The 23438-nt window shown below is 69.8% G+C and carries 17 protein-coding genes; 5 read left to right on the forward strand and 12 right to left on the reverse strand.

All coding sequences use genetic code 11. The features are described 5' to 3' along the window. Positions 1–38: 38 nt before the first annotated feature. A complete protein-coding gene (locus ACFZBT_RS01290; RefSeq protein ID WP_391097505.1) occupies positions 39–3689 on the reverse strand; it encodes a LamG-like jellyroll fold domain-containing protein in 3651 nt (1216 codons plus the stop codon). Positions 3690–4041: 352 nt separating this feature from the next. Between ACFZBT_RS01290 and ACFZBT_RS01295 the strand changes: the two genes are divergently transcribed. From ACFZBT_RS01295 to ACFZBT_RS01315, 5 genes are all read left to right on the forward strand, one after another. After that, entirely contained in the window at positions 4042–5088 is a 1047-nt protein-coding gene (locus tag ACFZBT_RS01295) for a substrate-binding domain-containing protein (RefSeq protein WP_391097506.1), read from the forward strand. A gap of 177 nt (positions 5089–5265) precedes the next feature. Continuing rightward, positions 5266–6513 carry an extracellular solute-binding protein gene (locus ACFZBT_RS01300; protein ID WP_391097507.1) on the forward strand — a complete coding sequence of 416 codons (1248 nt, stop codon included), beginning with the start codon at positions 5266–5268 and terminating at the stop codon, positions 6511–6513. 2 nt (positions 6514–6515) lie between these two features. Next, positions 6516–7418 carry an ABC transporter permease subunit gene (locus tag ACFZBT_RS01305; protein WP_391097508.1) on the forward strand — a complete coding sequence of 301 codons (903 nt, stop codon included), beginning with the start codon at positions 6516–6518 and terminating at the stop codon, positions 7416–7418. Beyond that, positions 7415–8239, forward strand: coding sequence for an ABC transporter permease subunit (locus ACFZBT_RS01310; protein ID WP_391097509.1), 825 nt, complete (start codon positions 7415–7417; stop codon positions 8237–8239). Before ACFZBT_RS01305 ends, ACFZBT_RS01310 begins: the two co-directional genes overlap by 4 nt. Before the next feature lie 64 nt (positions 8240–8303). Further along, entirely contained in the window at positions 8304–10085 is a 1782-nt protein-coding gene (locus ACFZBT_RS01315) for a trehalase family glycosidase (RefSeq protein WP_391097510.1), read from the forward strand. Here the strand turns inward: ACFZBT_RS01315 and ACFZBT_RS01320 are convergent. The 11 genes from ACFZBT_RS01320 to ACFZBT_RS01370 form a co-directional block, all read right to left on the reverse strand. Continuing rightward, complete coding sequence (locus ACFZBT_RS01320; RefSeq protein WP_391097511.1) at positions 10039–12009, reverse strand: TIGR03960 family B12-binding radical SAM protein; 1971 nt, start codon at positions 12007–12009, stop codon at positions 10039–10041. The two genes, ACFZBT_RS01315 and ACFZBT_RS01320, sit on opposite strands and share 47 nt — an antisense overlap. 87 nt (positions 12010–12096) lie before the next feature. Next, positions 12097–13602 (reverse strand): CHAD domain-containing protein, encoded by a 1506-nt coding sequence (locus tag ACFZBT_RS01325; RefSeq protein ID WP_391097512.1) that lies wholly within the window; start codon positions 13600–13602, stop codon positions 12097–12099. A gap of 65 nt (positions 13603–13667) precedes the next feature. After that, on the reverse strand, positions 13668–14276 hold the full coding sequence (locus ACFZBT_RS01330) for a hypothetical protein (protein ID WP_391097513.1): 609 nt from the start codon (positions 14274–14276) through the stop codon (positions 13668–13670). Positions 14277–14298: 22 nt separating this feature from the next. After that, complete coding sequence (gene rodA, locus ACFZBT_RS01335; protein WP_391097514.1) at positions 14299–15501, reverse strand: rod shape-determining protein RodA; 1203 nt, start codon at positions 15499–15501, stop codon at positions 14299–14301. After that, on the reverse strand, positions 15498–17744 hold the full coding sequence (gene mrdA, locus ACFZBT_RS01340) for a penicillin-binding protein 2 (protein WP_391097515.1): 2247 nt from the start codon (positions 17742–17744) through the stop codon (positions 15498–15500). Before mrdA ends, rodA begins: the two co-directional genes overlap by 4 nt. A gap of 140 nt (positions 17745–17884) precedes the next feature. Further along, positions 17885–18556, reverse strand: a complete 672-nt coding sequence (gene mreD, locus ACFZBT_RS01345; protein ID WP_391097516.1) for a rod shape-determining protein MreD — start codon at positions 18554–18556, stop codon at positions 17885–17887. 13 nt (positions 18557–18569) lie between these two features. Then, positions 18570–19517, reverse strand: a complete 948-nt coding sequence (gene mreC / locus ACFZBT_RS01350) for a rod shape-determining protein MreC (protein WP_391097517.1) — start codon at positions 19515–19517, stop codon at positions 18570–18572. 145 nt (positions 19518–19662) lie between these two features. Further along, positions 19663–20682 carry a rod shape-determining protein gene (locus ACFZBT_RS01355; RefSeq protein ID WP_004001297.1) on the reverse strand — a complete coding sequence of 340 codons (1020 nt, stop codon included), beginning with the start codon at positions 20680–20682 and terminating at the stop codon, positions 19663–19665. Positions 20683–20947: 265 nt separating this feature from the next. Continuing rightward, complete coding sequence (gene ndk, locus ACFZBT_RS01360) at positions 20948–21361, reverse strand: nucleoside-diphosphate kinase (protein WP_184592637.1); 414 nt, start codon at positions 21359–21361, stop codon at positions 20948–20950. 76 nt (positions 21362–21437) lie between these two features. Next, entirely contained in the window at positions 21438–21812 is a 375-nt protein-coding gene (locus tag ACFZBT_RS01365) for a DUF4233 domain-containing protein (RefSeq protein ID WP_391097518.1), read from the reverse strand. Between the two features lie 5 nt (positions 21813–21817). Then, complete coding sequence (locus ACFZBT_RS01370; protein ID WP_391097519.1) at positions 21818–23338, reverse strand: glutamate ligase domain-containing protein; 1521 nt, start codon at positions 23336–23338, stop codon at positions 21818–21820. Between the last annotated feature and the right edge of the window lie 100 nt (positions 23339–23438).

The raw sequence follows: 23438 nt of genomic DNA on the forward strand, positions 1-23438 counted from the left end.
GGGTCCCCCGCAGGACCGACCTCACCCCTCGGTTCCTCTCAGTCTTCTCGTGCGTACGGCACGACGGTGATCCGGTCGATCAGCGGCGCGAAACGGGAGCGGAGGAGCACCCCGGGAAAGGTGTCCGAGGCGTAGGTGGTGCCGTCGAAGTCCGGCAGTTCCTCGGAGCGGAAGGCGATCGTGTTCTTCCCCTTCCTCAGCTGGAGGGGGACGGTCAGCTCCCAGAAGTTGTTCTGGTGGAAGCTGTGCGGGAAGCCGACCCGCCGCGTCCCGCCGCCGTTGACGCTGATGTCGGCGTGGCGGGCGAGCGGGTCCGGGTTGTAGTGCGTGGCCTCGGACTGCTCCGGGTTGGAATAGCGGACGCGCAGCGCGTGCAGGCCGGGCCGGTCGGCCGTGACGGTGAAGGTCGCGGTGTTGCCGTTGCCCGGGTCGCCGCCGATGCCCGTGATCGCCGTGCCGTCGGTGGCCAGCGAGAGCGGCGTCAGGGTGGCCGAGCCCGCGAGCTTCGCGCCACCGGCCTCGTACGTACGCGCCGGCAGCGTGCCCTCGGTGAGTGTCACCGTCAGACGGTCGACGAGGGTCGTGGCCGAACCGCCGGTCACGGTCACCTTGTTGACGCCGCCCGAGAGCGACACGGCGACCTTGCTCCGCTTCTCGGCCAGGCGCAGGACGTCGTGCCCGTTGACGGAGAGCCGGGCGTTCGCAGCGCCGAGGGTGCCGACGTCGAGGGTGGCCTCGCGGTCGGCCGGTGAGTAGACCCAGAACGTGGCGGTCTGGCCCTTGGCGAGGCGGGCCGCGCCCGAGCCGGTGGCCGCCTTCTCGGGCAGGTCGTAGACGGGCCGAGCCCCGCCCGCCAGCCACGCCAGCTCACCCTCGTACACCCGCGTGCCCGCCGAAGCCCCGGGGAGGGAGAGGGTGAGGCGGTCGACGATGGCGTCGCCCTTGGTGGCGCGCTTGCCGTCGAGGCTCTTCGCGGCGAGCGTCAGGGTGTGCTTGCCCTTGGTGAGCTGCACCTTGGTGCCGGTGTGGTCCCAGACCACCCACTTGTAGCCGAGCGGCAGGTGGAGCTGCTGCTCGCTGTCCGCCTTGCCGTCCACGCGCAGGAAGACGTTGGTCGGGCCCTGCTCCTTCACCTTGTCGAAGGTGTTGAGGGAGTTGGCGAAGACGCTCAGGTCGTAGAGGCCGTCCTCGGGCACGTCCACGGTGAAGTCCAGCGTGACGTCCGAGCCGGTGCGCAGACCGCCCACGTCGTAGCCGCCGGAGGTGTAGAACTTCGACACGTCCTTGGGCGAGCCCTCCGGGCCGTTCTTCGACCAGCCGGACCCGGTGTGGGCGGCGTCCTCCGCCTCGTACGAGCCCTGCCAGCGCGTGGGCGGGGACTGGGTGCTCTTCGCCTTCCCGGCCGGGCTGAGGACGATCTCGTAGGCCGAGGACTCCTTCAGCTCCGGCAGGGCGCCGTCGCCGAAGTCGACGACCACCGTGCCGTCGTCACCGACCTTCAGGTTCTGTTCGGCGAGCAGCTTCGGGCCGGAGTTGTCGCCGACCTGCCCGCTCCACTCGATCTCCTTCACCCAGGCGTGGACGCGGTCCCCGAAGAGCTTCCTCGGAACCTTGTCGAAGGTGATGTGGCCCTTGCCGGTGGAGCCGCCGAAGACCAGCCGGGACTGCTTCTTCTTCTCGTCGAGCGTGGCGACGCCCTGCATCGTGTAGTTCTCGCCGGGGAACGGCGGGGTCACCCTCACCGTGTGCCCGCTCATCGAGGCGTACGAGTTGAGCAGCCACCACTGGCCGTTGCCGCGGTTCGACTGCACCGCGGAGTCGGAGAGGTTGCCGTCGATGTTCCAGTAGGCGATGTCGGCGTCGACCTTGGACTCCTCGATCGCCGACACCCACTGGATCATCTGGCCGGGCACCGAGGTGTGGTAGTTGAAGGCGTACTCGTTGATGTTGACGGGCAGTCGGGTGCCCTCACGGGCAGTGCCCTTGAACAGGTCCTTCTCCCACGCCCGGTACTTGGCGACGCTCGCGCGCACCGCCTCCGGGTGGCTCAGCTCGTGCCAGGTGATGACGTCCGGGAGGGTGCCGGCGGCCATGGTGTGGGTGAGGAAGCCCTTCACCTGGTCGTACAGGACGCTGGTGTTGGGTCCCGCGATGCGGGCGCCGGGCATCCTGCTCTTGATGAGCTTGTGGAAGTCGTCCCAGGCGGCGAAGAAGTCGTCGGGGTCGTTCAGCCAGCTGACCTTGTCGTAGCTCCACTCGCCGGTGCCGAACATGTTGCCCTCGGGCTCGTTGAACGGCACGAAGACGATGTTGTCCTGGTACTGCTTCGGGAGCTTCAGGACCTGGTCGACCTGGGTCGCGACCTTCTCCCGGTAGAGCTTGAGCTTCTCCTCGGGCGTGTCTCCCGGCCACTGGTAGGGGAACCCGCGGTGGATGTCGGTCATGTAGATGTACACATCACCGTCGGTGGAGTCGGCCAGCGGCTTCACCACCTCCAGCGCGTCGGCACCGGGGTGCTGCGGGCCGTCCTGCGCCTTGGTGGAGACCGTGCGCAGGCCCATGCCCTCCATGAGGTTGTTGGTGGGGACGTCCGGTCCGTACACGCCGTAGAGGGTGCCGGAGGCGCCGCCGTGGAAGGCGCCGGTGTCCGAGCCCAGGTCGACGGTGAGCTGCCCCTCGCGGACCACGGTGACGGTGGCCTTCACCGCGCGTCCGGCCGAGGTCCCGGCGACGGTGAACGTGCCGGGCTTCGCGTACTTCTCGGACGGTACGGCGTCCCAGGTGACCGGTATGTCCCGGTCGTAGCCGTCGGAGAAGGAGGCGCGGGCGGCGGTGGGGAGGGACGGGGCGGTCCCGGTCGTGGTACGGACCTCGAAGGACGTCTTCGAGAGCTCCTGGGCGGTCGGCACGGCACCGACCGTACCGGCCACCTGCTCGGCGCTCAGCGCCGTGTGCCACACGGTGAAGTCGTCGATCGCGCCCTTGAGGAGGGGGTCCGGGTAGAAGGACTTGCCGATGTAGCCGGCGGCGGCGGCCGAACTCTCCAGCAGGTCCCTGGCCTTGACGCCGGTCTCGGCGGTGGAGACCGGCACGCCGTCGAGGTAGGTGGTGAGCCGCCCCGCGGAGGTGTCGAGGGTGACGGTGACGGTGCGCCACCCGTCCGCGGGGAGCGGCGCGTAGCCGCGGACCTGCGCCTCCGCACCCCCTCCGCCGGTGGTCACGGAGGTCTGGAACAGTCCGCTGCCGTTGTACGGGGTGCTGAAGAGGTACTTGGTGGTGTTGGAGCCCAGGTCGAAGATCCGCTGCCAGGGCGACTTGTCACCGCTCCACTTTACGCGCGCGGAGACCGTCAGGTCGGCCGCGTCGCCGACCACGTCGCGGGGCAGACGGACGTACGCGCCGCCGGAGTCGGCCGCGCCGCCGGGCAGGGCGAGGGCCCTGCCGCCACCCGTGCCCTCGACGGACCGGGCGGTGGAGCCGTTCACCAGGTCCGCCGTCAGTCCGTTGCCGGAACTGTCGGTGATCTTCCCGGTGGTCATGTCGTCCTGGTCGAAGGTGTACCGGGCGGCGGGCCGGGGCGGCTCCGCCGCGTGCGCGGGCGCGACCGGCGCGGCCAGCAGACCGGCGCCGAGGGTCAGTGCCACGGCGGCCGGGGCGCGGCGCCGGGTGGATCTGTCAGCGGATGGCATGGGTGGCGTCCTCAATCGTCGGGGAGGGCGGTCGTGACACTGCCGTCGAACCGGTTCGACTCGATGGCGCACGGAGGGGCAGTCATGGCTTGACGGAAGTGGCCCGCGAACGGACAGGGCAGGCCCGGGAGGTGGATCGCTGCATCGAACCGGTTCGGGAAGCTAGCACCGGTGCACCGGGCCGACAATCCCTCCGACACAAGGATCTTGCCCGCTCCCACGCCCGGCCAGGGAAGTTCCGTCCGGGTATTGACAGGCCTCGGGGCACTTCCTACGTTCCTTCATGCGAACCGGTTCGACGACGACCGGTCAGCGTCGAACCGGTTCGAGCATGGTCGAGCAAGGAGTTGCCGTGAACATCGGTGAGATCGCACGCCGGGCCGGAGTCTCGCGCAGCACCGTCTCCTACGCACTGAGCGGCAAGCGCCCGGTGTCGGACGACACCCGCCGCAAGATCCAGCAGGTCGTCGACGAGCTCGGCTACCAGCCCAGCGCCAGTGCCCGAGCCCTGGCCAACGGCCGGACCAGCACCCTCGGCCTGGTCTTCCCGCCCGCCGGGAACCACTACACGGGGATGCAGCTGGACTTCATCGGCAGCGTGGTGGAGGCCGCAGCGGTCTACGACTACGACGTGCTGCTGTCCCCCAGCGGCGTGGACAGCGACCGTTCCTTCCAGCGGCTGCTGGGTGAGCGGCGGGTCGACGGCGCGATCCTGATGGAGATCAGGCTGGAGGACGACCGGGCGGACCACCTGGCCGCCCTGGACTTCCCGTCCGTCGCCATCGGCCGTACGGCACGCGCCGAAGGCAGCTGGTGGGTGGGTCTGGACCACACCGCGCTCGTGGAGGCGTGCGTCCATCACCTGGCGGATCTCGGCCACCGCCGGATCGCCTTCGTCAACCGCCCCGAGCAACTGCTGCGGGCCGGGTACGAGTCCGCTCACCGCGGCCTGGACGGTTTCACCAAGGCCGCGGCCGAGCGCGGGCTGACCGTCCGGACGTACTGCTGCGGGGACGACGCCGCCTCGGGCCAGGCCTGTGTGGAACGGATCCTGCACGACGACCCGGCCACGACCGGCCTGGTCACGCTGAACGAGGCCGCGCTGGGCGGCCTGTACCGGGGGCTGGCCCAGGCCGGCCGCCATGTGCCGCGCGACTTCTCCGTCACCGGGGTCGTGGCCGCCCGCTGGGCGGAGACGGTGACCCCGCAGCTCACGGCGGCGGACGTGCCCGCGGCCGACCTGGGCCGGCTTGCCGTCGACCTGCTGGTGGAGCGGCTCGACCACCCCGGCGCCCCGCCCCGGCACCACCTCCTCACCCCGCCCATCTCCCTGCGGGCCAGCACCGGGCCCGCGGGCGTCCCGCCCGCCGCGGGCGCCGGCACCGATACGACGCCCTGACGCCTCTCTTCTCGTCCCGTCACACGCCCTGACGGCACCACGCCGTTCGGCGCCCCACCCTCAAGAAGCGCCCTAGCCTCGGCACCCGCATGCCGGAAACAGCCTCAGCACCGCATGCCCCGGCACCTCCATGCCCGCCACATCGGCACCCGCATGCCCGACACGAAGGACCCCGCGATGAACAGCTTCTCCAGACGACGCCGCCTGACCGCCGCGGCCCTGACCGCCCTGGCCGTCGCCACGAGCGCCACCGCCTGCGGATCCGGCTCGGCAGGCACCGGGACGAAGGCAGCGGACGACGGCACGTACACGATCTGGGACCCGTACCCGCAGTTCGCCAAGGGCTCCGCGTGGGTGAAGCTGCTGGACGCCTGCGGCAGCGAGGCCGGAGTGAAGATCAAACGGACCGGCTTCGACACCAGCGACCTGGCCAACAAGACGCTGCTCGCCGCCCAGCAGGGCAACTCCCCCGACGTCCTCATCGTCGACAACCCCGTGGTGTCGACCCTGGCCGAGGCGGGCGTGCTCACCACCACCGACGACAGCGAGCTCGACACCTCGCGCGTGGACCCCAACCTGCTCGCGGCCGGCCAGTCGGGCGGCAAGACCTACGGCACCCCGATCGGCGCCAACACCCTCGCCCTCTACTACAACAAGAAGGTCCTGAAGGAAGCCGGGGTGAACATAGCCTCCGTCAAGGACTGGAAGTCCCTGACAACGGCACTGGAGAAGGTCAAGCAGGCCGGGAAGAAGGGCATCACCTTCTCCGCGATCGGCACCGAGGAGGGCAGCTTCCAGTTCCTGCCGTGGTTCTGGGGCTCCGGAGCCGAGCTGACCGACGTCGACTCGGCCGCGGCCGTCTCCGCGCTCTCCCTCTGGAAGGACTGGCTGGACCAGGGCTACGCCCCCAACTCGGTGCTCAACAACACCCAGACCACCAGCTGGCAGGAGTTCGCGACGGGCGACTACGCCTTCGCCGAGAACGGCACCTGGCAGCTCGCGGCCGCCAAGAAGGCCGGCTTCGACTTCGGTGTCCTGCCCGTCCCCGCCGCCCGGGGAGGCAGCGCCGCGGCCCCGACCGGCGGCGAGTTCGTCACCCTCCCGGTGCAGGGCGACACCGGCCGCTACACCACCACACGCAAGCTCGCGACCTGCCTGACCAGCACCAAGAACCTGTACGACACCGACACCACCCTCTCCTACGTCGCACCCACCGCCGAGGTCCAGGACAAGCAGGTGGCTGCCGACCCCGACCTCAAGCCCTGGGTGGACGCGGTCAAGTCCGCCAAGGGCCGCACCAGCGACGACCTCGGCACGAAGTACCCCAAGATCTCCGAACAGTTGTGGAAGGCCGTGCAGTCCGCCCTCAGCGGCTCCAAGTCGCCGAAGGACGCGCTCACCACCGCCCAGTCCACGGCCGAGTGACCATGGGCCGGGGCCTTCCGACGATCCACACGAGGCAGTGGGCCGCCTGGGCCTTCCTCACCCCGGTGACGCTGTACCTCGTCCTCTTCTACGCCTATCCGCTCTACCGCAACCTCGACCTGAGCCTGCGCGACTACACCGTCCGCTCCTTCGTCCAGGGCGACGCGCCCTTCACCGGCCTCGCGAACTACCGGACCGTCCTCGACGACCCGGCCTTCGCCCCGGCCCTGCTCCACACCCTCGTGTTCACCGCCGTGTGCCTGGTCCTCCAGTACGCCATCGGCCTGGCGCTCGCGGTCTTCTTCAACCAGCACTTCAGGCTCTCCGCCACCCTCCGAGCACTGTTCCTGGTGCCCTGGCTGCTGCCGCTGATCGTGTCGGCCTCCACCTGGTCGTGGCTGCTCAACAGCGACTCCGGGCTGGTCAACGCCCTGCTGAGCGCCATCGGCGCCGACCCGGTGAACTGGCTGACCTCACCGTCCTGGTCACTCACCTCCGTGATCATCGCCAACGTCTGGATCGGCATCCCGTTCAACCTGGTCGTGCTCCACAGCGGCCTCCAGTCCATCCCACCCGGCCTGTACGAGGCCGCCGCCCTCGACGGGGCGGGCCCCTGGCGGCGCTTCTGGAGCATCACCTTCCCGCTGCTCCGGCCGGTGTCCGCGATCACCCTGCTGCTCGGGCTGGTCTACACGCTCAAGGTCTTCGACATCATCTGGATCATGACCAAGGGCGGCCCGGCGGGAGCCTCCACGACCTTCGCCACCTGGTCCTACCAGCTCGGCTTCGGCAACCTGCTGCCCGCCTTCGGCCCGGGCGCGGCCGTGGGCAACCTGCTGGTGCTGGCCGCCCTGGTGTTCGGCCTGGTCTACGCCCGGGTGCAGAGAAAGCAGGCCCTCTCATGACCCGGAACGGCACACGCGCCCCCGGCAAGACCATCATCGGCGTCCTGCTGACGGGAATCATGCTCTTCCCGGTCTACTGGATGCTGAACGTGTCCCTCACGCCCGACCAGGACATGCGCAAGACCCCACCGGACCTCTTCCCCGTCCACGGCACCCTGTCCGGCTACCGCACCGTCCTCGACGAGCAGTTGCCCTACCTCGGCACGAGCCTCGTCATCGGCCTGGGCACCGTCGCCCTGACCGTGGCCCTCGCCGCCCCCGCCGGCTACGCGCTGGCCAAACTGCGCCCGCGCGGCGGCGGAGCACTGAGCTTCCTCCTCCTGACCGCGCAGATGATCCCCGGCATCATCATGGCGATGGGCTTCTACGCCATCTACCTCCAGCTCGGCCTCCTCCAGTCCGTCCCCGGCCTGATCGTCGCCGACTCCACCCTGGCGGTCCCCTTCGCGGTGCTCATCTTCACCGCGTTCATGTCCGGCATCCCCGACGAACTGCTCCAGGCGGCGCGGACGGACGGTGCCGGTCCCTGGCGCACCTTCCGGTCGATCGTCCTGCCGATGAGCCGCAACGCCGTCGTCACCGTGTCGCTGTTCGCGTTCCTGTGGTCCTGGTCCGACTTCGTCTTCGCGAGCACCCTCGTCAACGGCGGTGCGCGGGAGCCGATCACCCTCGGCATCTACCACTACATCGGCAACAACAACCAGGAGTGGAACGCCATCATGGCCACCGCCGTCGTGGCCTCGCTGCCGGCCGCGGTCATCCTCGTCCTGGCCCAGCGCTACGTCGCCGCCGGCGTGACGGCCGGTGCGGTCAAGGACTGACCTGACGCGGTCACGGACCGCTGCTCCCCCAGACGATCCCTGCTCGAGAAACGAGTGCCCCCACATGACCGCCGACCGCTCCGGACCGGCCTTCTCCGTCCAGGACATCCCGTTCAGCACGTACGGGTCGTGGTTCGACATCTCCCCCGTGGTGGCGGAGAAGACGTACGCCGACGACCTCCACCTCGTCTCGCACCAGAACGGCATGCACCCCGTCCTGAGCCTGACGCCGCTCGACGGGACGACGGGCGAGCGCGCCGAGACCCGGGTGGAGGCCACCCCGGCCCTGCTCAGCTGGACCGGCGTCAGCGGGACCGGCCGCATCGGCCTCGCCTACGAGTCACCGGACACCGTGCGCCTGCGCGGCACGGCACTGTCGCTGCGCGTCTCCGCGGCAGCCCTTTGCCTGACCCCCTTCAGCGGCACGTACTTCTTCCGCGACGCGGCCACCGCGGCCTACGTCTTCACGTCGTACGAGACCGGCCGCCGCTACCGCGTCACCGTCCTGGCCGGCACGGTGACCCACACCTGCGGCGACCAAGTCCTGGGCACCGCCGACCGCGGCCTCACGGTCACCGCCGGCCCGGACGACTCCTGGGAGATCGCGGTCGAGGAAATCGACACGGCCCGCCCGCCCTACGTTCCGGCATCACCCTTCGGCAAGACCGTCGAGGCGGCGCGGAACGCCTTCGCGGACTTCGTCGACGCGGTGGCCCCCTGGCGCACCCCGGCCACCCCGGCCGCCGAACTCGCCGCCTACGTCCTGTGGTCCGCGACCGTACGACCGGCCGGACTGGTCCCCCGCCCCGCCGTCCTCATGTCCAAACACTGGATGGACAAGGTCTGGAGCTGGGACCACTGCTTCAACGCCCTGGCCCTGGCCCCCGGCCACCCCGAACTGGCCTGGGACCAGTACCAGCTGCCCTTCGACCACCAGGACGAAACCGGTGCCCTCCCCGACTCGGTCACCCACTCCGAGGTCCTGCACAACTTCGTCAAACCGCCCATCCACGGCTGGGCACTGGGCCACCTGCGCCGCCGCCTGCCCACACCCCCCGACCGCACGGAACTGGCCGAAACCTACACCAGGCTGGAACGCTGGACGACCTTCTGGCTCACCGCCCGGCGCACCCCCGGCGCGGCACTCCCCCACTACCACCACGGCAACGACAGCGGCTGGGACAACGCCACCACCTTCGACCCCGAACGCGTGGTCGTCACCGCCGACCTGGCCGCCTTCCTCAGCCTCCAGCTACACGAACTCGCCGCCCTGGCACAGCACTTGGACAGACCCGACGACGCCCGCCGCTGGACACGGACCGCCGAGACGACCCAGGCGTCCCTCCTGGACGAACTCTGGACCGGCGACCGATTCGCGACCCGAGGCGTCCACAGCGGGAACGCCTGGACCAGCTCCAGCCTCCTCGACCTGATGCCCATCGTGCTCGGCGAGCACCTCCCCGCCGAGATCAGCACCGTCCTGGCCGACCGCATCGCGGCCCACCTGACCCCACACGGCCTGGCCACGGAGCTGCCGACCTCACCGCACTACCTGTCCGACGGCTACTGGCGCGGCCCGATCTGGGCCCCGGCCACGGTCCTCATCGAAGACGGCCTGCGCCGCGCCGGCCACCACCGGCTGGCAGCCGACATCAGCACCCGCTTCCGCACCCTGTGCGAGACCCACGGCTTCGCCGAGAACTTCGACGCCCTCACCGGCACGGGCCTACGGGACCGCGCCTACACCTGGACCGCCGCCGGCTACCTCCTCCTCGCGGAGGCAGCCGCCGACGACACCCTCAGTGCGCGTGCCCACTCGAAGCGGGCGCCGGGCCGGCGTTCTTGACCGACAGTGGCAGCAGCTTCTTGCCCGTCGGGCCGATCTGGATCTCCGTGTCCATCTGCGGACACACCCCGCAGTCGAAGCACGGCGTCCACCGGCAGTCCTCGACCTCGGTCTCGTCGAGGGAGTCCTGCCAGTCCTCCCAGAGCCAGTCCTTGTCCAGGCCGGAGTCGAGGTGGTCCCAGGGGAGGACCTCCTCGTAGGTGCGCTCGCGGGTGGTGTACCAGTCGACGTCGACCCCGAAGTCCGGCAGCGTCTTCTCGGCACACGCCATCCAGCGGTCGTACGAGAAGTGCTCACGCCAGCCGTCGAAGCGGCCGCCGTCGTCGTAGACCGCGCGGATGACCGCGCCGATGCGACGGTCGCCTCGGGAGAGCAGGCCTTCGACGATGCCGGGCTTGCCGTCGTGGTAGCGGAAGCCGATGGAGCGGCCGTACTTCTTGTCGCCGCGGATCTTGTCCCGCAGCTTCTGCAGCCGGGCGTCCGTCTCCTCGGCGGAGAGCTGCGGGGCCCACTGGAAGGGGGTGTGGGGCTTGGGGACGAAGCCGCCGATCGAGACCGTGCAGCGGATGTCGTTGGAGCGGGAGACCTCGCGGCCCTTGGCGATGACCTTGGTCGCCATGTCGGCGATCTGGAGGACGTCGTCGTCGGTCTCGGTGGGCAGGCCGCACATGAAGTACAGCTTCACCTGGCGCCAGCCGTTGCCGTACGCGGTGGAGACCGTGCGGATCAGGTCCTCCTCCGAGACCATCTTGTTGATGACCTTGCGGATGCGCTCCGAGCCGCCCTCGGGGGCGAAGGTGAGGCCGGAGCGGCGGCCGTTCCTCGTCAGTTCGTTCGCCAGGTCGATGTTGAAGGCGTCCACGCGGGTGGAGGGGAGGGACAGACCGATCTTGTCCTCCTCGTAGCGGTCCGCCAGGCCCTTGGCGACGTCGGCGATCTCCGTGTGGTCCGCCGAGGAGAGGGAGAGCAGGCCCACCTCCTCGAAGCCCGTCGCCTTGAGGCCCTTGTCGACCATGTCGCCGATGCCCGTGATGGAGCGCTCGCGGACCGGGCGGGTGATCATGCCGGCCTGGCAGAAGCGGCAGCCGCGGGTGCAGCCGCGGAAGATCTCCACCGACATGCGCTCGTGGACCGTCTCGGCCAGCGGGACCAGGGGCTGCTTGGGGTACGGCCACTCGTCGAGGTCCATGACGGTGTGCTTGGAGACCCGCCACGGGACGCCCTTGCGCTTCGGTACGACACGGGCGATCCGGCCGTCCGGCAGGTACTCGACGTCGTAGAAGCCGGGGACGTACACCCCGCCCGTGCGGGCGAGGCGGAAGAGGAGTTCCTCGCGGCCGCCGGGGCGGCCCTCCGCCTTCCAGGCGCGGATGATCGCGGTGACCTCGAGGACGGCCTGCTCGCCGTCGCCGATCACCGCGCAGTCGATGAAGTCCGCGATCGGCTCGGGGTTGAACGCGGCGTGCCCGCCGGCCATGACGATCGGGTCGTCCAGGCCGCGGTCCTTGGACTCCAGCGGGATGCCGGACAGGTCGAGGGCGGCCAGCATGTTCGTGTAGCCCAGCTCCGTGGAGAAGGACAGGCCGAACACGTCGAAGGCCTTGACCGGCCGGTGGCTGTCCACCGTGAACTGCGGGACCTTGTGCTCCCGCATCAGCTCCTCGAGGTCCGGCCACACGCTGTAGGTGCGCTCGGCGAGGACGCCCTGCTGCTCGTTCAGGACCTCGTAGAGGATCATGACGCCCTGGTTGGGCAGACCGACTTCGTAGGCGTCCGGGTACATGAGCGCCCAGCGGACGTCACAGGAGTCCCACTCCTTGACCGTGGAGTTGAGCTCTCCGCCGACGTACTGGATCGGCTTCTGCACATGCGGGAGCAGAGCTTCGAGCTGCGGGAACACCGACGCAGCGACTTCGGCAGGCATGTCGCGCACCTTCGTGGGCTGGACTGTACTGACAGGGGTGACCATCCAGCCTAACGTGATCGCGGGGCGTCCTCGTACGCCCGAGGCTCAGAGGCTCGCCGTCCCGTCCTTGATCGCGTCCCAGAACCCGGGCAGTTCGGCCTCCACGTGTGCTGCCCGCTGCGCCTCGCGCTCGTGGAGCAGGCCGTAGGTGAAGGCGCTCTCCCCGGCCGCGTGGGCGACCGCCGACAGCTCGCGCAGGGTTTCCCGGGCCATCACGCTGTCCTGGTGCTCGCCGAGCAGGTTCTGCAGCGCCTTCATGGACTTGACCAGGTTCTTGGCCGGTTTGCCGAGGGCCGGTTTGCCGGCCTCCGCGGCGTAGCGGGTGCGCTTGGTCTTCTTGCGGGCCTCGTGGATCGCGACGTCCCGGTCGGTGCCGGGTTCCAGTTCCCGTGCTTGCTGGACCAGCGCGGTGACCTTGCGGAAGTCCTTCTTCACGGCCTTGGCGATCACCTTGCGGGGCTTCTTTCCGGCCGCCTTGAGCAGCGGCGGGTCGGCGATCAGCGCGTCCAGGGTGTCGAGCAGGGCGAGGTAGCGGTGGGAGTCCAGGACGCCGAGGAGCTTGCCGCGGGCGCCGCTGTGCTCGGCGCTCGACCAGGAGTGGAGCCGCTCGGACACCGGGCCGCGGACCAGGGCGGCGGGCACCTCGTCCAGGGCGGCCGTGAGCCGTTCGCTCAGCACCTCGCGGTCCCGGTCCAGGCCCAGCTCACCGGCGAGCCACTTCAGCTCGTCGGCGACCGGGTCGGTGGCGGTCCGGTCGAGGACACCGCCGAACGATTTGAAGGTGCTGCGCAGCCGTCGGGTGGCCACGCGCATGCTGTGCACGGAGTCCTCGGCGTCCCGGCGGACGGCCGGGTCGAGTTCGACGATCGCGTCGCGTTGGGTGCGCACATAGGCGAGCACATGGTCCCCGGCGGTGACCGGCTTCCCGCCGGTGCCGGACGGGCGCTTCTTGGCCGGCGCCGTCTCGGCGAGGGCGCGGGCCAGCTTCGACGCCGATGCCGACGGTCGTACGCCCGCCTTGCGCAGCCGTTTCTCCACCTTGTCGAGTACGGCCGGGTCGCCTCCGTCGGCGAGTTCCACCTCGATCTCGGTCCACTGGGTCTCGGCGCCGCCGGGTGTGAGCCGCTCCGCGTGTACGGCGTCGACGGCGACCTCGGCGAGCAGCCCGCCGTCGGCGTCGACTAGGTGGCGTACATCACGCTCGGAGCGCAACCGGACGACGGGCAGCAGTTCGCCGCCCCGGACCCGGGAGCGGACCAGCCCGGCGAGCTCGTCGGGGAGGGTGTCGGAGAGCGGGGCGTGGATCTCGTCGCGGACGCCCGGGGCGATCGGGAACTTCAGGTGCCAGCCCGCGTCGGAGCCGCCGGTGCGGCGGCGCAGGGTGACGGACGACGCGGCGAGGCGTTCGTCGACTGTGTCGTAGTAGGTGGCGTCGAGGTGGGCGACACCTTTGTCGACAACGGCCGCGACCCCGGCGACGCCGGTGAGGTCGGGAAGCCCACTGTCATCGGATTCGTACTTGCGTTCGATCTCGCGTTTCGTCTCCGCCATGAACCAAATCTAGTGGCTGACCGGCCGGGAAAGCAGTGGTGGGCGCCCCGAAAGGGTTGCCGCGTTCAGGTCGTCAGCAGGGCCCGCATCTCCGCGCCGTCCGGGAACGGCGCGTCCTGCGCCGTCCGGGAGACGAGGTACACATGGGCGTCCTCGAACTGGTGGTACGACAGCGGCTCCGGGCCCTGTCCGACGATCAGCGCGTTGTGCTCCAGCCGCCAGCTGACGTGCCGGGTGTCGTACCTGGGCTGCCGGATGTCGTGGTCCGGCAGGCCCAGCCGCTCGGTGAAGCGCCGCACCACGGCGGCGAAGTGTGCGTCGAACTCCGGCCGCCAGGCACCCTCCTCGCTGGTCCAGCCGGGCATGGGGCCCCAGCAGTCCTCGTCGAGCAGACCGCCGTCGACCGAGTAGAGGTAGGCGAACGGCAGGTGGAGCGAGCCGTCGCCGTCGCAGGTGACGAAGTGTCCCTGCGGGGTGACGTGGGTGGCGTCGGGGACATCGGGCGCGTCCTCGTACGCCGGTCCACGCACCGCCTGCGACCAGTCGGGCCAGCCGGCCTCGCGCATCCTCGCCTCGATGGCGTCGCCGTCGGTCAGGTCCAGCTCCGCCACCGCGAGGAGCTGGACCGCCAGCTCCTCGGTCACCGGGCACCGGGCCACATACTCCCCGGACACTCCGCTCCCCCCTCTCAGGTCGCTAGGCCGACATCGGCCGCTGCACCCGGATCGACTGCAACAACCCGACCGCTATCCACACGGCGAACATCGACGAGCCGCCGTACGACACGAAGGGCAGCGGCAGGCCGGTGACCGGCATGATGCCGAGCGTCATGCCGACGTTCTCGAACGTCTGGAAGCCGAACCAGGCGACGATGCCCGCGGCCACGATGGTGCCGTACAGGTCGCTGGTGTCCCGGGCGATGGTGCAGGCCCGCCACAGGACGATGCCGAGCAGCACGATGATCAGGCCGCCGCCCAGGAAGCCCAGCTCCTCGCCCGCCACGGTGAAGACGAAGTCCGTCTGCTGCTCGGGCACGAACTGGCCGGTGGTCTGCGAGCCGTGGAAGAGGCCGGAGCCGGTCAGTCCGCCGGAGCCGATGGCGATCCGGGCCTGGTTGGTGTTGTAGCCGACGCCCGCCGGGTCGAGCTCGGGGTTGGCGAAGGCGGCGAAGCGGGCGATCTGGTAGTCGTCGAGCACCCCGAGCTGCCATACGGTGACCGCCCCGAGGGTGCCCGCGCCGAGCAGGCCGAACACCCAGCGGTTGGACGACCCGGAGGCGAGCAGCACACCGAGCACGATGATGACCATGACCATGACCGATCCGAGGTCGGGCATGAGCATCACGATCAGCATGGGCACCGTGGCCAGGCCCAGGGCCTGCACGACCGTGCGGTGATCGGGGTACTGCTTGTCGCCCGCGTCGACCCGGGCCGCCAGTAGCATCGCCATGCCCAGGATGATCGTGACCTTCACGAACTCCGAGGGCTGCAGGGAGAAGCCGCCGGGGAGCTTGATCCACGAGTGGGCGCCGTTGATCGTGGAGCCGAGCGGGGTGAGCACCAGCAGGATCAGCAGGACCGAGACGCCGTACAGGATCGGCACGGCCGTGCGCAGGGCGCGGTGGCCGAGCCAGATCGTGCCGGCCATCAGGGCGAGGCCGATGCCGGTGTTCAGCAGGTGGCGGACGAGGAAGTAGTAGGGGTCGTCCTGGTTGAGCTCTGTGCGGTTGCGGGTCGCCGAGTAGACGAGGAGCGTGCCGAGCAGCGACAGGGCCAGCGCCGACAGCAGGATCGGCCAGTCGAGCCGCCGCATGACCGAGTCGCGGGCGAGGAGCCGGGTCCAGCCGGAGCGCTCGGGCCCGTAGCCGGAGACCTGGAAGCTGTTCACTCCGCCGGTCATGTCGTGGACCTCCGGCTTCCCTTCCGGCGCCGCCGCCTTCGGGTGTCACGGTTCTCCGGCGTCGGCGGGGCCGCCGTCGCCGGCTGGAGCGGGTCGGCCGGGGCGTTGGGGTCCTTCTTCTTGGCCTGCTGGTCCTTGGCCGGGTCCTTGGAGACCTTCGGGGAGGAGATGGTGCCGTCCGTCCTGACCTTGGGCAGGGTTTCCTGCGGGATGGGCAGCAGGGCCTTCTTCTTGTCGATCTTCCCGTCCTCGGAGACGCCGTACAGCGCGTTGTAGATGTTGCGGACGGCGGGGCCCGAGGCGCCGGAGCCCGTACCACCCTGGGCGATCGTCATGACGATCGCGTAGTCCTTGGTGTAGGTGGCGAACCACGAGGTCGTCTGCTTGCCGTAGACCTCGGCCGTACCCGTCTTGGCGTGCATCGGGATCTTGTCCTGCGGCCAGCCGCCGAACCTCCAGGCGGCCGTACCGCGGGTGGCGACTCCCGCGAGGGCATCGTCTATCCGGTCGCGCGTCGTCTTCGACATCGGCAGCTTGCCGTGCGACTTGGGCTTGATCGGCGTGACGGTCTTGCCGTCGGCGCTGATGACGGCCTTGCCGACGGAGGGGTCGTAGAGGGTGCCGCCGTTGGAGATGGCGCCGTAGATGGTGGCCATCTGGATGGGGGTGACGAGGGTGTCGCCCTGCCCGATGGAGTAGTTGATGGAGTCACCGGCGCGCAGGCGGTTGCCCTCGAGACAGTTCTCGTAGGCGATCTTCTCGGCGTAGCTGCCGTTGCGCTTGCCGGTGCGGCACCAGACGTCCTTGTTGGCCTTCCAGTAGTCCAGCTTCCACTGGCGGTCGGGGATGCGGCCGGTGACCTCGTTGGGCAGGTCGATGCCGGTCTCCTCGCCGAGGCCGAACTGGTGGGCGGTCTTGTAGAACCAGTCGTTGGCCTTCTTCTTCGGCTTGGCTCCGCCGTCGCGCTTCCACTCCTCGTGGGAGAGGCGGTAGAAGACGGTGTCGCAGGAGACCTCCAGGGCGCGGCCGAGGCTGATCGGGCCGTATCCCTTGGACTCGAAGTTCTTGAAGACCTGGCCGCCCAGGGAGTACGAGCTGGAGCACTGGTAGGGGCCGTCGAAGGAGTACCCGGCATTGACCGCGGCGGCGGTCGGGATGACCTTGAAGATCGAGCCGGGCGCCGACTGGCCCTGGATCGCGCGGTTGAGCAGCGGGTAGTTGGAGCTCTTGCCGGTGAGTCGCGCGTAGTCCTTGGCGGAGATGCCGCCGACCCAGGCGTTCGGGTCGTAGTTCGGGTTGGACGCCATGGCGACGACCCGGCCGGTCTTGGCCTCCATCACCACGACGGCACCGGAGTCGGCCTTGTAGTTGGTGCCGGTGTTCCGGTCGTGCTGCTTGCGGGCTTCCTTCATGGCCTCGTTCAGCTGGTACTCGGCGATCCGCTGGACGCGCGAGTCGATGCTGGTGACGAGGTTGTCGCCCGGCTCGGTGGGGTCGGCCTCGGCCTGGCCGATGACGCGGCCGAGGTTGTCGACCTCGTAGCGCGTGACGCCGGCCTTGCCGCGCAGCTGCTTGTCGTACTGGCGTTCAAGCCCGGAGCGGCCGACCTGGTCGGAGCGCAGATACGGCGAGTTGGTGTTCTGCGCCTCCTTGATCTCCTCGTCGGTGACCGGTGAGAGGTAGCCGAGGACCTGGGCGGTGTTGGCCTTGCCCGGGCTCGGGTAGCGGCGCACGGCCTCCGGCTCGGCGGTGATGCCGGGGAAGTCCTCGGCGCGCTCGCGGATCTGCAGGGCCTGCTTGGGCGTGGCCTCGTCCGTGATGGGGATGGGCTGGTACGGCGAGCCGTTCCAGCAGGGCTGGGGCGTCTCGGAGTCGCACAGCCGGACCTTCGCCATGACCTCCGCGGGCTTCATGCCCAGGACCTTGGCGAGCTTGGCGAGGACGTCCTTGCCGTCGTCCGGCATCTTCAGCAGGTCGGTACGGGAGGCGGAGACGACCAGCCGGGTCTCGTTGTCGGCGAGGGCCACTCCGCGCGCGTCCAGGATCGAACCCCGGACGGCGGGCTGGACGACCTGCTGGACGTGGTTCCCGGACGCTTCCTTGGCGTACGCCGCGCCCTCACGGATCTGGAGGTACCAGAGGCGTCCGCCGAGCGTGAGCAGGAGGGAGACGACGAGAACCTGGATGACGACGAGCCGGACCTGGACCCGGGTGTTCCGGCCGGTCTCGGGAATGTTGGTCACTGCGGCTGCCTCCCCCTCTCAGTGCGCGTACGAGTGTGTGGTGACGACGGATGGCGGACGGGCTGTGACATGTGAGGAACGGCCGGCCCATGAGCCGACGTTCCTACTGGACCGCCCCGTTCGGGTGAACTTCCCTGCGTTCACAGCCGCTTGACCCCCTTGATGCGACCGGCCCGCGCCATCCGGGCCCGGGCCGCCTTCACCCGCAGCCCGTTCCGCTGGCTGCCGATCTTCAGGCCGGTGCCGCCGGAGAGCCAGCCGTTGGAGATGTCGGTGGCCTTGGCGCCGGAGCCCGAGTCGGCGAGCGGATCGTTCTCGGCGCGCCGGGCCAGGGCCATGATTCCCGGCACGACGAACGGGGCGAGCAGCAGGTCGTACAGGGCGGCCGTGAACAGCAGGCTGCCGAGGCCCACATGGCGGGCGGCGGTGTCCCCGACGAGGGCGCCGACCCCGGCGTACAGCAGGGTCGTGCCGACGGCGGCGGCGACTACGACGACCATGGGGCCGGTGGCGGACCGCAGCCGGCCCGTCTCCGGCTTCACGAGGCCGGCGAGATAGCCGATGAGGCACAGCACCAGGGCGTACCGCCCGGCGGCGTGGTCGGCGGGTGGGGCGAGGTCGGCCAGCAGTCCCGCGCCGAAGCCGACGAGGGCGCCACCCACATGGCCGTACACCAGGGCGAGGCCGAGGACGGTGAGGAGCATCAGGTCGGGCACGGCGCCCGGCAGGTGCAGGCGGGCGAGGACGCTCACCTGGATCACCAGGGCGACGACGACCAGGGCGGAGGAGAGCAGGATCCGGTTGACGCGCATGAGGTGACAGCTCCTACTGCTCTTGCTGGTTCTGGCCGTCTGCCGGTGCCTCGGCGGACGGCGTCACGGTCACCGTCACCGTCGGCCTGGGGGTGGGCTTGGGTTTGGGCGGGAGCACTGTGTCTCGCGGGTCCTTCTTCGGGACCTCGACGACGACACCGACGATGTCGAGCTTGGTGAAGCTCGCGTACGGCGTGACATAGAGCGTGCGGGTCAGGCCGCCGCCGGACGGGTCGACACGCGAGACCACGCCGACGGGCACGCCGGGCACGAACGGCCGGTCGGCCTGCGAGCCGAAGGTGACCAGACGGTCGCCCTTCTTCACCTCCGCCTTGCCGTTGAGGAGTTCCACGCGCAGCGGGCGGTCGCCCTGCCCGGAGGCGAAGCCGAGCTCGTCGCCGGACTCCATCCGGGTGCCGACCGTGAAGTCGGGGTCGCTGGCGAGCAGGACCGTGGCGGTGTCGGGCCCGACGGTGGTGACCCGGCCCACGAGTCCGTCCCCGTTCAGGACGGTCATGTCGCGCTTGATGCCGTCGTTGGCGCCGACGTCGACGGTGATGGTCCAGGAGAAGCCCTGCGCGGCGCCGATGGCGATGACCTGGGCGCCCTTGATGCCGTACTGGCCCTGACCGGCGACCTTCAGCATCTTGTCGAGCTGCTTGAGGCGGCTGCGGCTGCGGTCGTCGCTGCCGAGCCTCGCCTTCAGGGCCGCGTTCTCCTCCTCCAGCACGGCGAGCCGGTCGTGCCGGTCGCCGGATTCACGGATGGCGGAGACCGCGTTGCCGACCGGGTCGACCGCGGCCGAGACACCGCTCTCGATCGGGCCGAAGACCGTCGCCGCGCCCTGCCGGGCACCGTCGACGGGCGAGTCCTCTCCACCGCGGATGTCCACCGTGATCAAAGCGAACGCGATGGCGATCAGCAGCACCAGGAGCAGCCGACTCTCTCGTGTGTCCCTCACGTGCGGCGGCCGTGCCCTTCCTCATAGGAATTCGGGGGAGCCCCAGGGAAACCCGAGGGGCTGCTTTGTGGGAGCTTATGCCTCTATATCAACGATCCGCCGCACGAGAGGAGATCGTCCCGTACGGCGGAATCGAAGAGTTATGTCATCTGCGCGGCTGGGCGTCCAGCACCTGCTGGAGCGCCTCGAACTCCTCGACGCACTTACCGGAACCGAGAGCCACACTGTCCAGCGGATCCTCGGCGATATGGATCGGCATACCGGTCTCCCGGCGCAGCCGTTCGTCCAGGCCCCGCAGCAACGCCCCGCCACCGGTCAGGACGATTCCCCGGTCCATGATGTCGCCGGACAGCTCCGGCGGACACTTGTCGAGGGTCGTCTTGACGGCGTCGACGATCGCGTTGACCGGTTCCTCGATCGCCTTGCGGACTTCGGCCGCGGAGATGACGACGGTCTTCGGCAGCCCGGACACCAGGTCCCGGCCGCGGATCTCGGTGTGCTCGTCGGAGTCGAGGTCGTACGCCGATCCGATCGTGATCTTGATCTGCTCGGCCGTGCGCTCACCCAGCAGGAGGGAGTACTCCTTCTTGATGTGCTGGATGATCGCGTTGTCCAGTTCGTCGCCCGCCACGCGGATGGACTGGGCGGTGACGATGCCGCCGAGGGAGATGACCGCGACCTCCGTGGTGCCGCCGCCGATGTCGACCACCATGTTGCCCGTGGCCTCGTGGACCGGCAGGCCGGAACCGATGGCCGCGGCCATGGGCTCCTCGATGATGTGCACCTGGCGGGCGCCGGCCTGGGACGACGCCTCGATGACGGCGCGGCGCTCGACGCCCGTGATGCCCGAGGGCACACAGACGACGACCCGCGGACGAGCCAGATACCGCCGCTTGTGGATCTTCAGGATGAAGTAGCGGAGCATCCGCTCGGTGATCTCGAAGTCGGCGATCACGCCGTCCTTCAGAGGACGTACGGCAACGATGTTGCCGGGCGTGCGCCCGATCATCTTCTTCGCTTCGGCCCCGACCGCGAGGATGCCACCGGTGTTGGTGTTGATCGCGACGACGGACGGCTCGTTGAGTACGATCCCGCGACCCCTGACGTACACCAGCGTGTTGGCGGTCCCGAGGTCGACAGCCATGTCACGGCCGATGAACGACATTGAGTTCCCCATCAGGATTCGTCTGGCCTTCCCACTAGCTTTTGAGGGCTTTTCAGGTAGGCAAAGGTGGGTGCTGTGACGTGAAGGCTTCCATCGTAGACGCGCCTTCGCGAACACTGCGGGAGGGTCTCCGCCAATGTCAGCAGATGCTGTGCGGGTTCGCTTGTGGAGACGGGCGTTCGGGGGCGATCGTTCCCTCGATCGGCACGTATATGCCAGGAAAGTCCGGGAGCGGCGCTCCCGGACTTTGCTCGCCCTTCGCGCTTTAGGCGCGACCCGGGAAGAAGATCTTCACTTCTCGCTCCGCGGACTCCTCCGAGTCCGAGGCGTGGATCAGGTTCTCGCGGACGATGACGCCGTAGTCGCCGCGGATGGAGCCGGGCGCGGCGGCGATCGGGTCGGTCGGGCCGGCGAGCGCGCGCAGCCCCTCGATGACCCGCTCGCCCTCCACGATCAGCGCCACCACCGGACCGGAGGCCATGAACTCCACCAGCGGCTCGTAGAAGGGCTTGCCCTTGTGCTCGCCGTAGTGCTGCTCCAGCGTGTCCTGGTCCAGGGTGCGCAGTTCCAGCGCGGTGATCCGCCAGCCCGCCTTGCGCTCGATGCGGCCGATGATCTCGCCGGTCAGGCCACGACGGACGGCGTCGGGCTTGAGCAGGACGAGGGTGCGCTGGGTCACGACGGGCTCCTATGCGTCAAGGTATGCGTCAAGGTTTTACGGAAAGACGAGATTACCCGGCGTGTCGGGGCGCTCGTTACGCAGCGTCAGGTGTGGAGGGACCCGGAGGACCCGCCTCGGCCCCCTGGGCGGCGAATCGCGCCTTGGCCTCGTCCACCTTCCGCCCGTAGTGCACGGACGCCCACCACAGGGCCGCGAAGATCGCGCCCAGGAAGAACATGATCGGCACGACGAAGCCCGACGCGATGAGCGCGAGCTGCAGCGCCCAGCCGAGCACGACTCCGCCGGGGCGCGTCACCAGGCCGCACAGCACCAGGCACAGGAACATCGCTACACCGCTGACCGTCCACACCGTCGTCATGGACAGGTCGGGGTCCTTCATGGCGACCAGACCGGCGAAGCCGATGACGAAGAACTCGCCGATCAGGGTCGAGGAACAGAGCGTACGCACGGGTCTCAGCCCTTCCCCAGGAGCAGTCGGGCCTCGCCGACGGTGATGACGGAACCGGTGACGAGCACACCGCCGCCCGCGAACTCGCCCTCCTCCTCGGCGAGCGTGATCGCGGCCTCCAGCGCGTCGGGCAGCCGCGGCTCGACCTGGACGCGGTCGTCGCCGAAGACCTCGACGGCGATACCGGCCAGCTCGTCGGCGTCCATCGCGCGGTGGCTGGAGTTCTGCGTGACCACGATCTCGGCGAACACCGGCTCGAAGGCCTCCAGCAGCCCCCGTACATTCTTGTCGCCGCTCGCGCCGACGACACCGATGAGGCGGCTGAACTGGAAGGCTTCCCCGATCGCCTCGGCCGCCGCCCGGGCGCCCGCCGGGTTGTGGGCGGCGTCGAGCACCACGGTGGGCGAGCGCCGCACGACCTCCAGCCGCCCCGGCGAGGCCACGGCCGCGAACGCCTTGCGGACCGCGTCGATGTCCAGCGCGTCGGCCCGCTGCGCGCCGACCCCGAAGAACGCCTCGACGGCGGCGAGCGCCACGGCCGCGTTGTGCGCCTGGTGCGCGCCGTGCAGCGGCAGGTACACCTCCGGGTACTCACCGCCCAGGCCGCGCAGCGTCACCAGCTGCCCGCCGACGGCCACCTGCCGGTCGACGACACCGAACTCCAGGCCCTCCCGGGCCACGGTCGCGTCCACCTCGACGGCCTTCTTCAGCAGCACCTGCGCCGCCTCGACCGGCTGCTGCGCCAGGATGACCGTCGCGCCCTGCTTGACGATGCCGGCCTTCTCCGTGGCGATCTCGGCGTGCGTGGTGCCGAGCCGGTCGGTGTGGTCGAGGTCTATGGGCGTGACGACGGCGACATCGCCGTCGATCACGTTCGTGGCGTCCCAGGAGCCGCCCATGCCGACCTCGACGACGGCGACGTCCGCTGGCGCGTCGGCGAAGGCCGCGTAGGCCATGCCGGTGAGCACCTCGAAGAAGGACAGCCGGTACTCCTGCTGCGCGTCGACCATCTCGATGTACGGCTTGATGTCCTCGTACGTCTCGATGAACCGCTCGGCGGAGATCGGGGCGCCGTCCAGACTGATGCGCTCCGTGATCGACTGCACGTGGGGCGAGGTGTAGCGGCCGGTGCGCAGCTCGAAGGCGCCGAGCAGGGCCTCGATCATGCGGGCGGTGGAGGTCTTGCCGTTGGTCCCCGTGATGTGGATCGACGGGTACGACCGCTGCGGCTCGCCCAGGACGTCCATCAGCGCGGCGATACGGCTGACGGACGGCTCCAGCTTGGTCTCGCCCCAGCGCGAGGCGAGCTCCGCCTCGACCTCGCGCAGGGCCTTGTCCACCTCGGGGTCGGCGGGCCTGGCGGGGATGTCGGCCTCGGGCGGGCCGCCCTGGGTGCGGAGGGTTCGGCTGCCGGCTTCGATGACCGCGAGGTCGGGGTCGCGGGTGGTCTCCTCCGCGATGATCTCGTCGAAGTTGTCGAGGGGGTCGGGCTGGTCGTCGCTGTGGTCTGGAGGGAGCTCGCTCACGGGGCCCAGTCTACGGAGGGGCAGTGACAATGGTCGGGGGTGGCCTGTGTCGTGCCTTGTCTGCGGGATTGTGGGGGCTTGTCGCGCAGTTCCCCGCGCC

The sequence above is a fragment of the Streptomyces sp. NPDC008137 genome, assembly GCF_042957035.1.
In the GTDB taxonomy this organism is placed as follows: Bacteria; Actinomycetota; Actinomycetes; order Streptomycetales; family Streptomycetaceae; genus Streptomyces.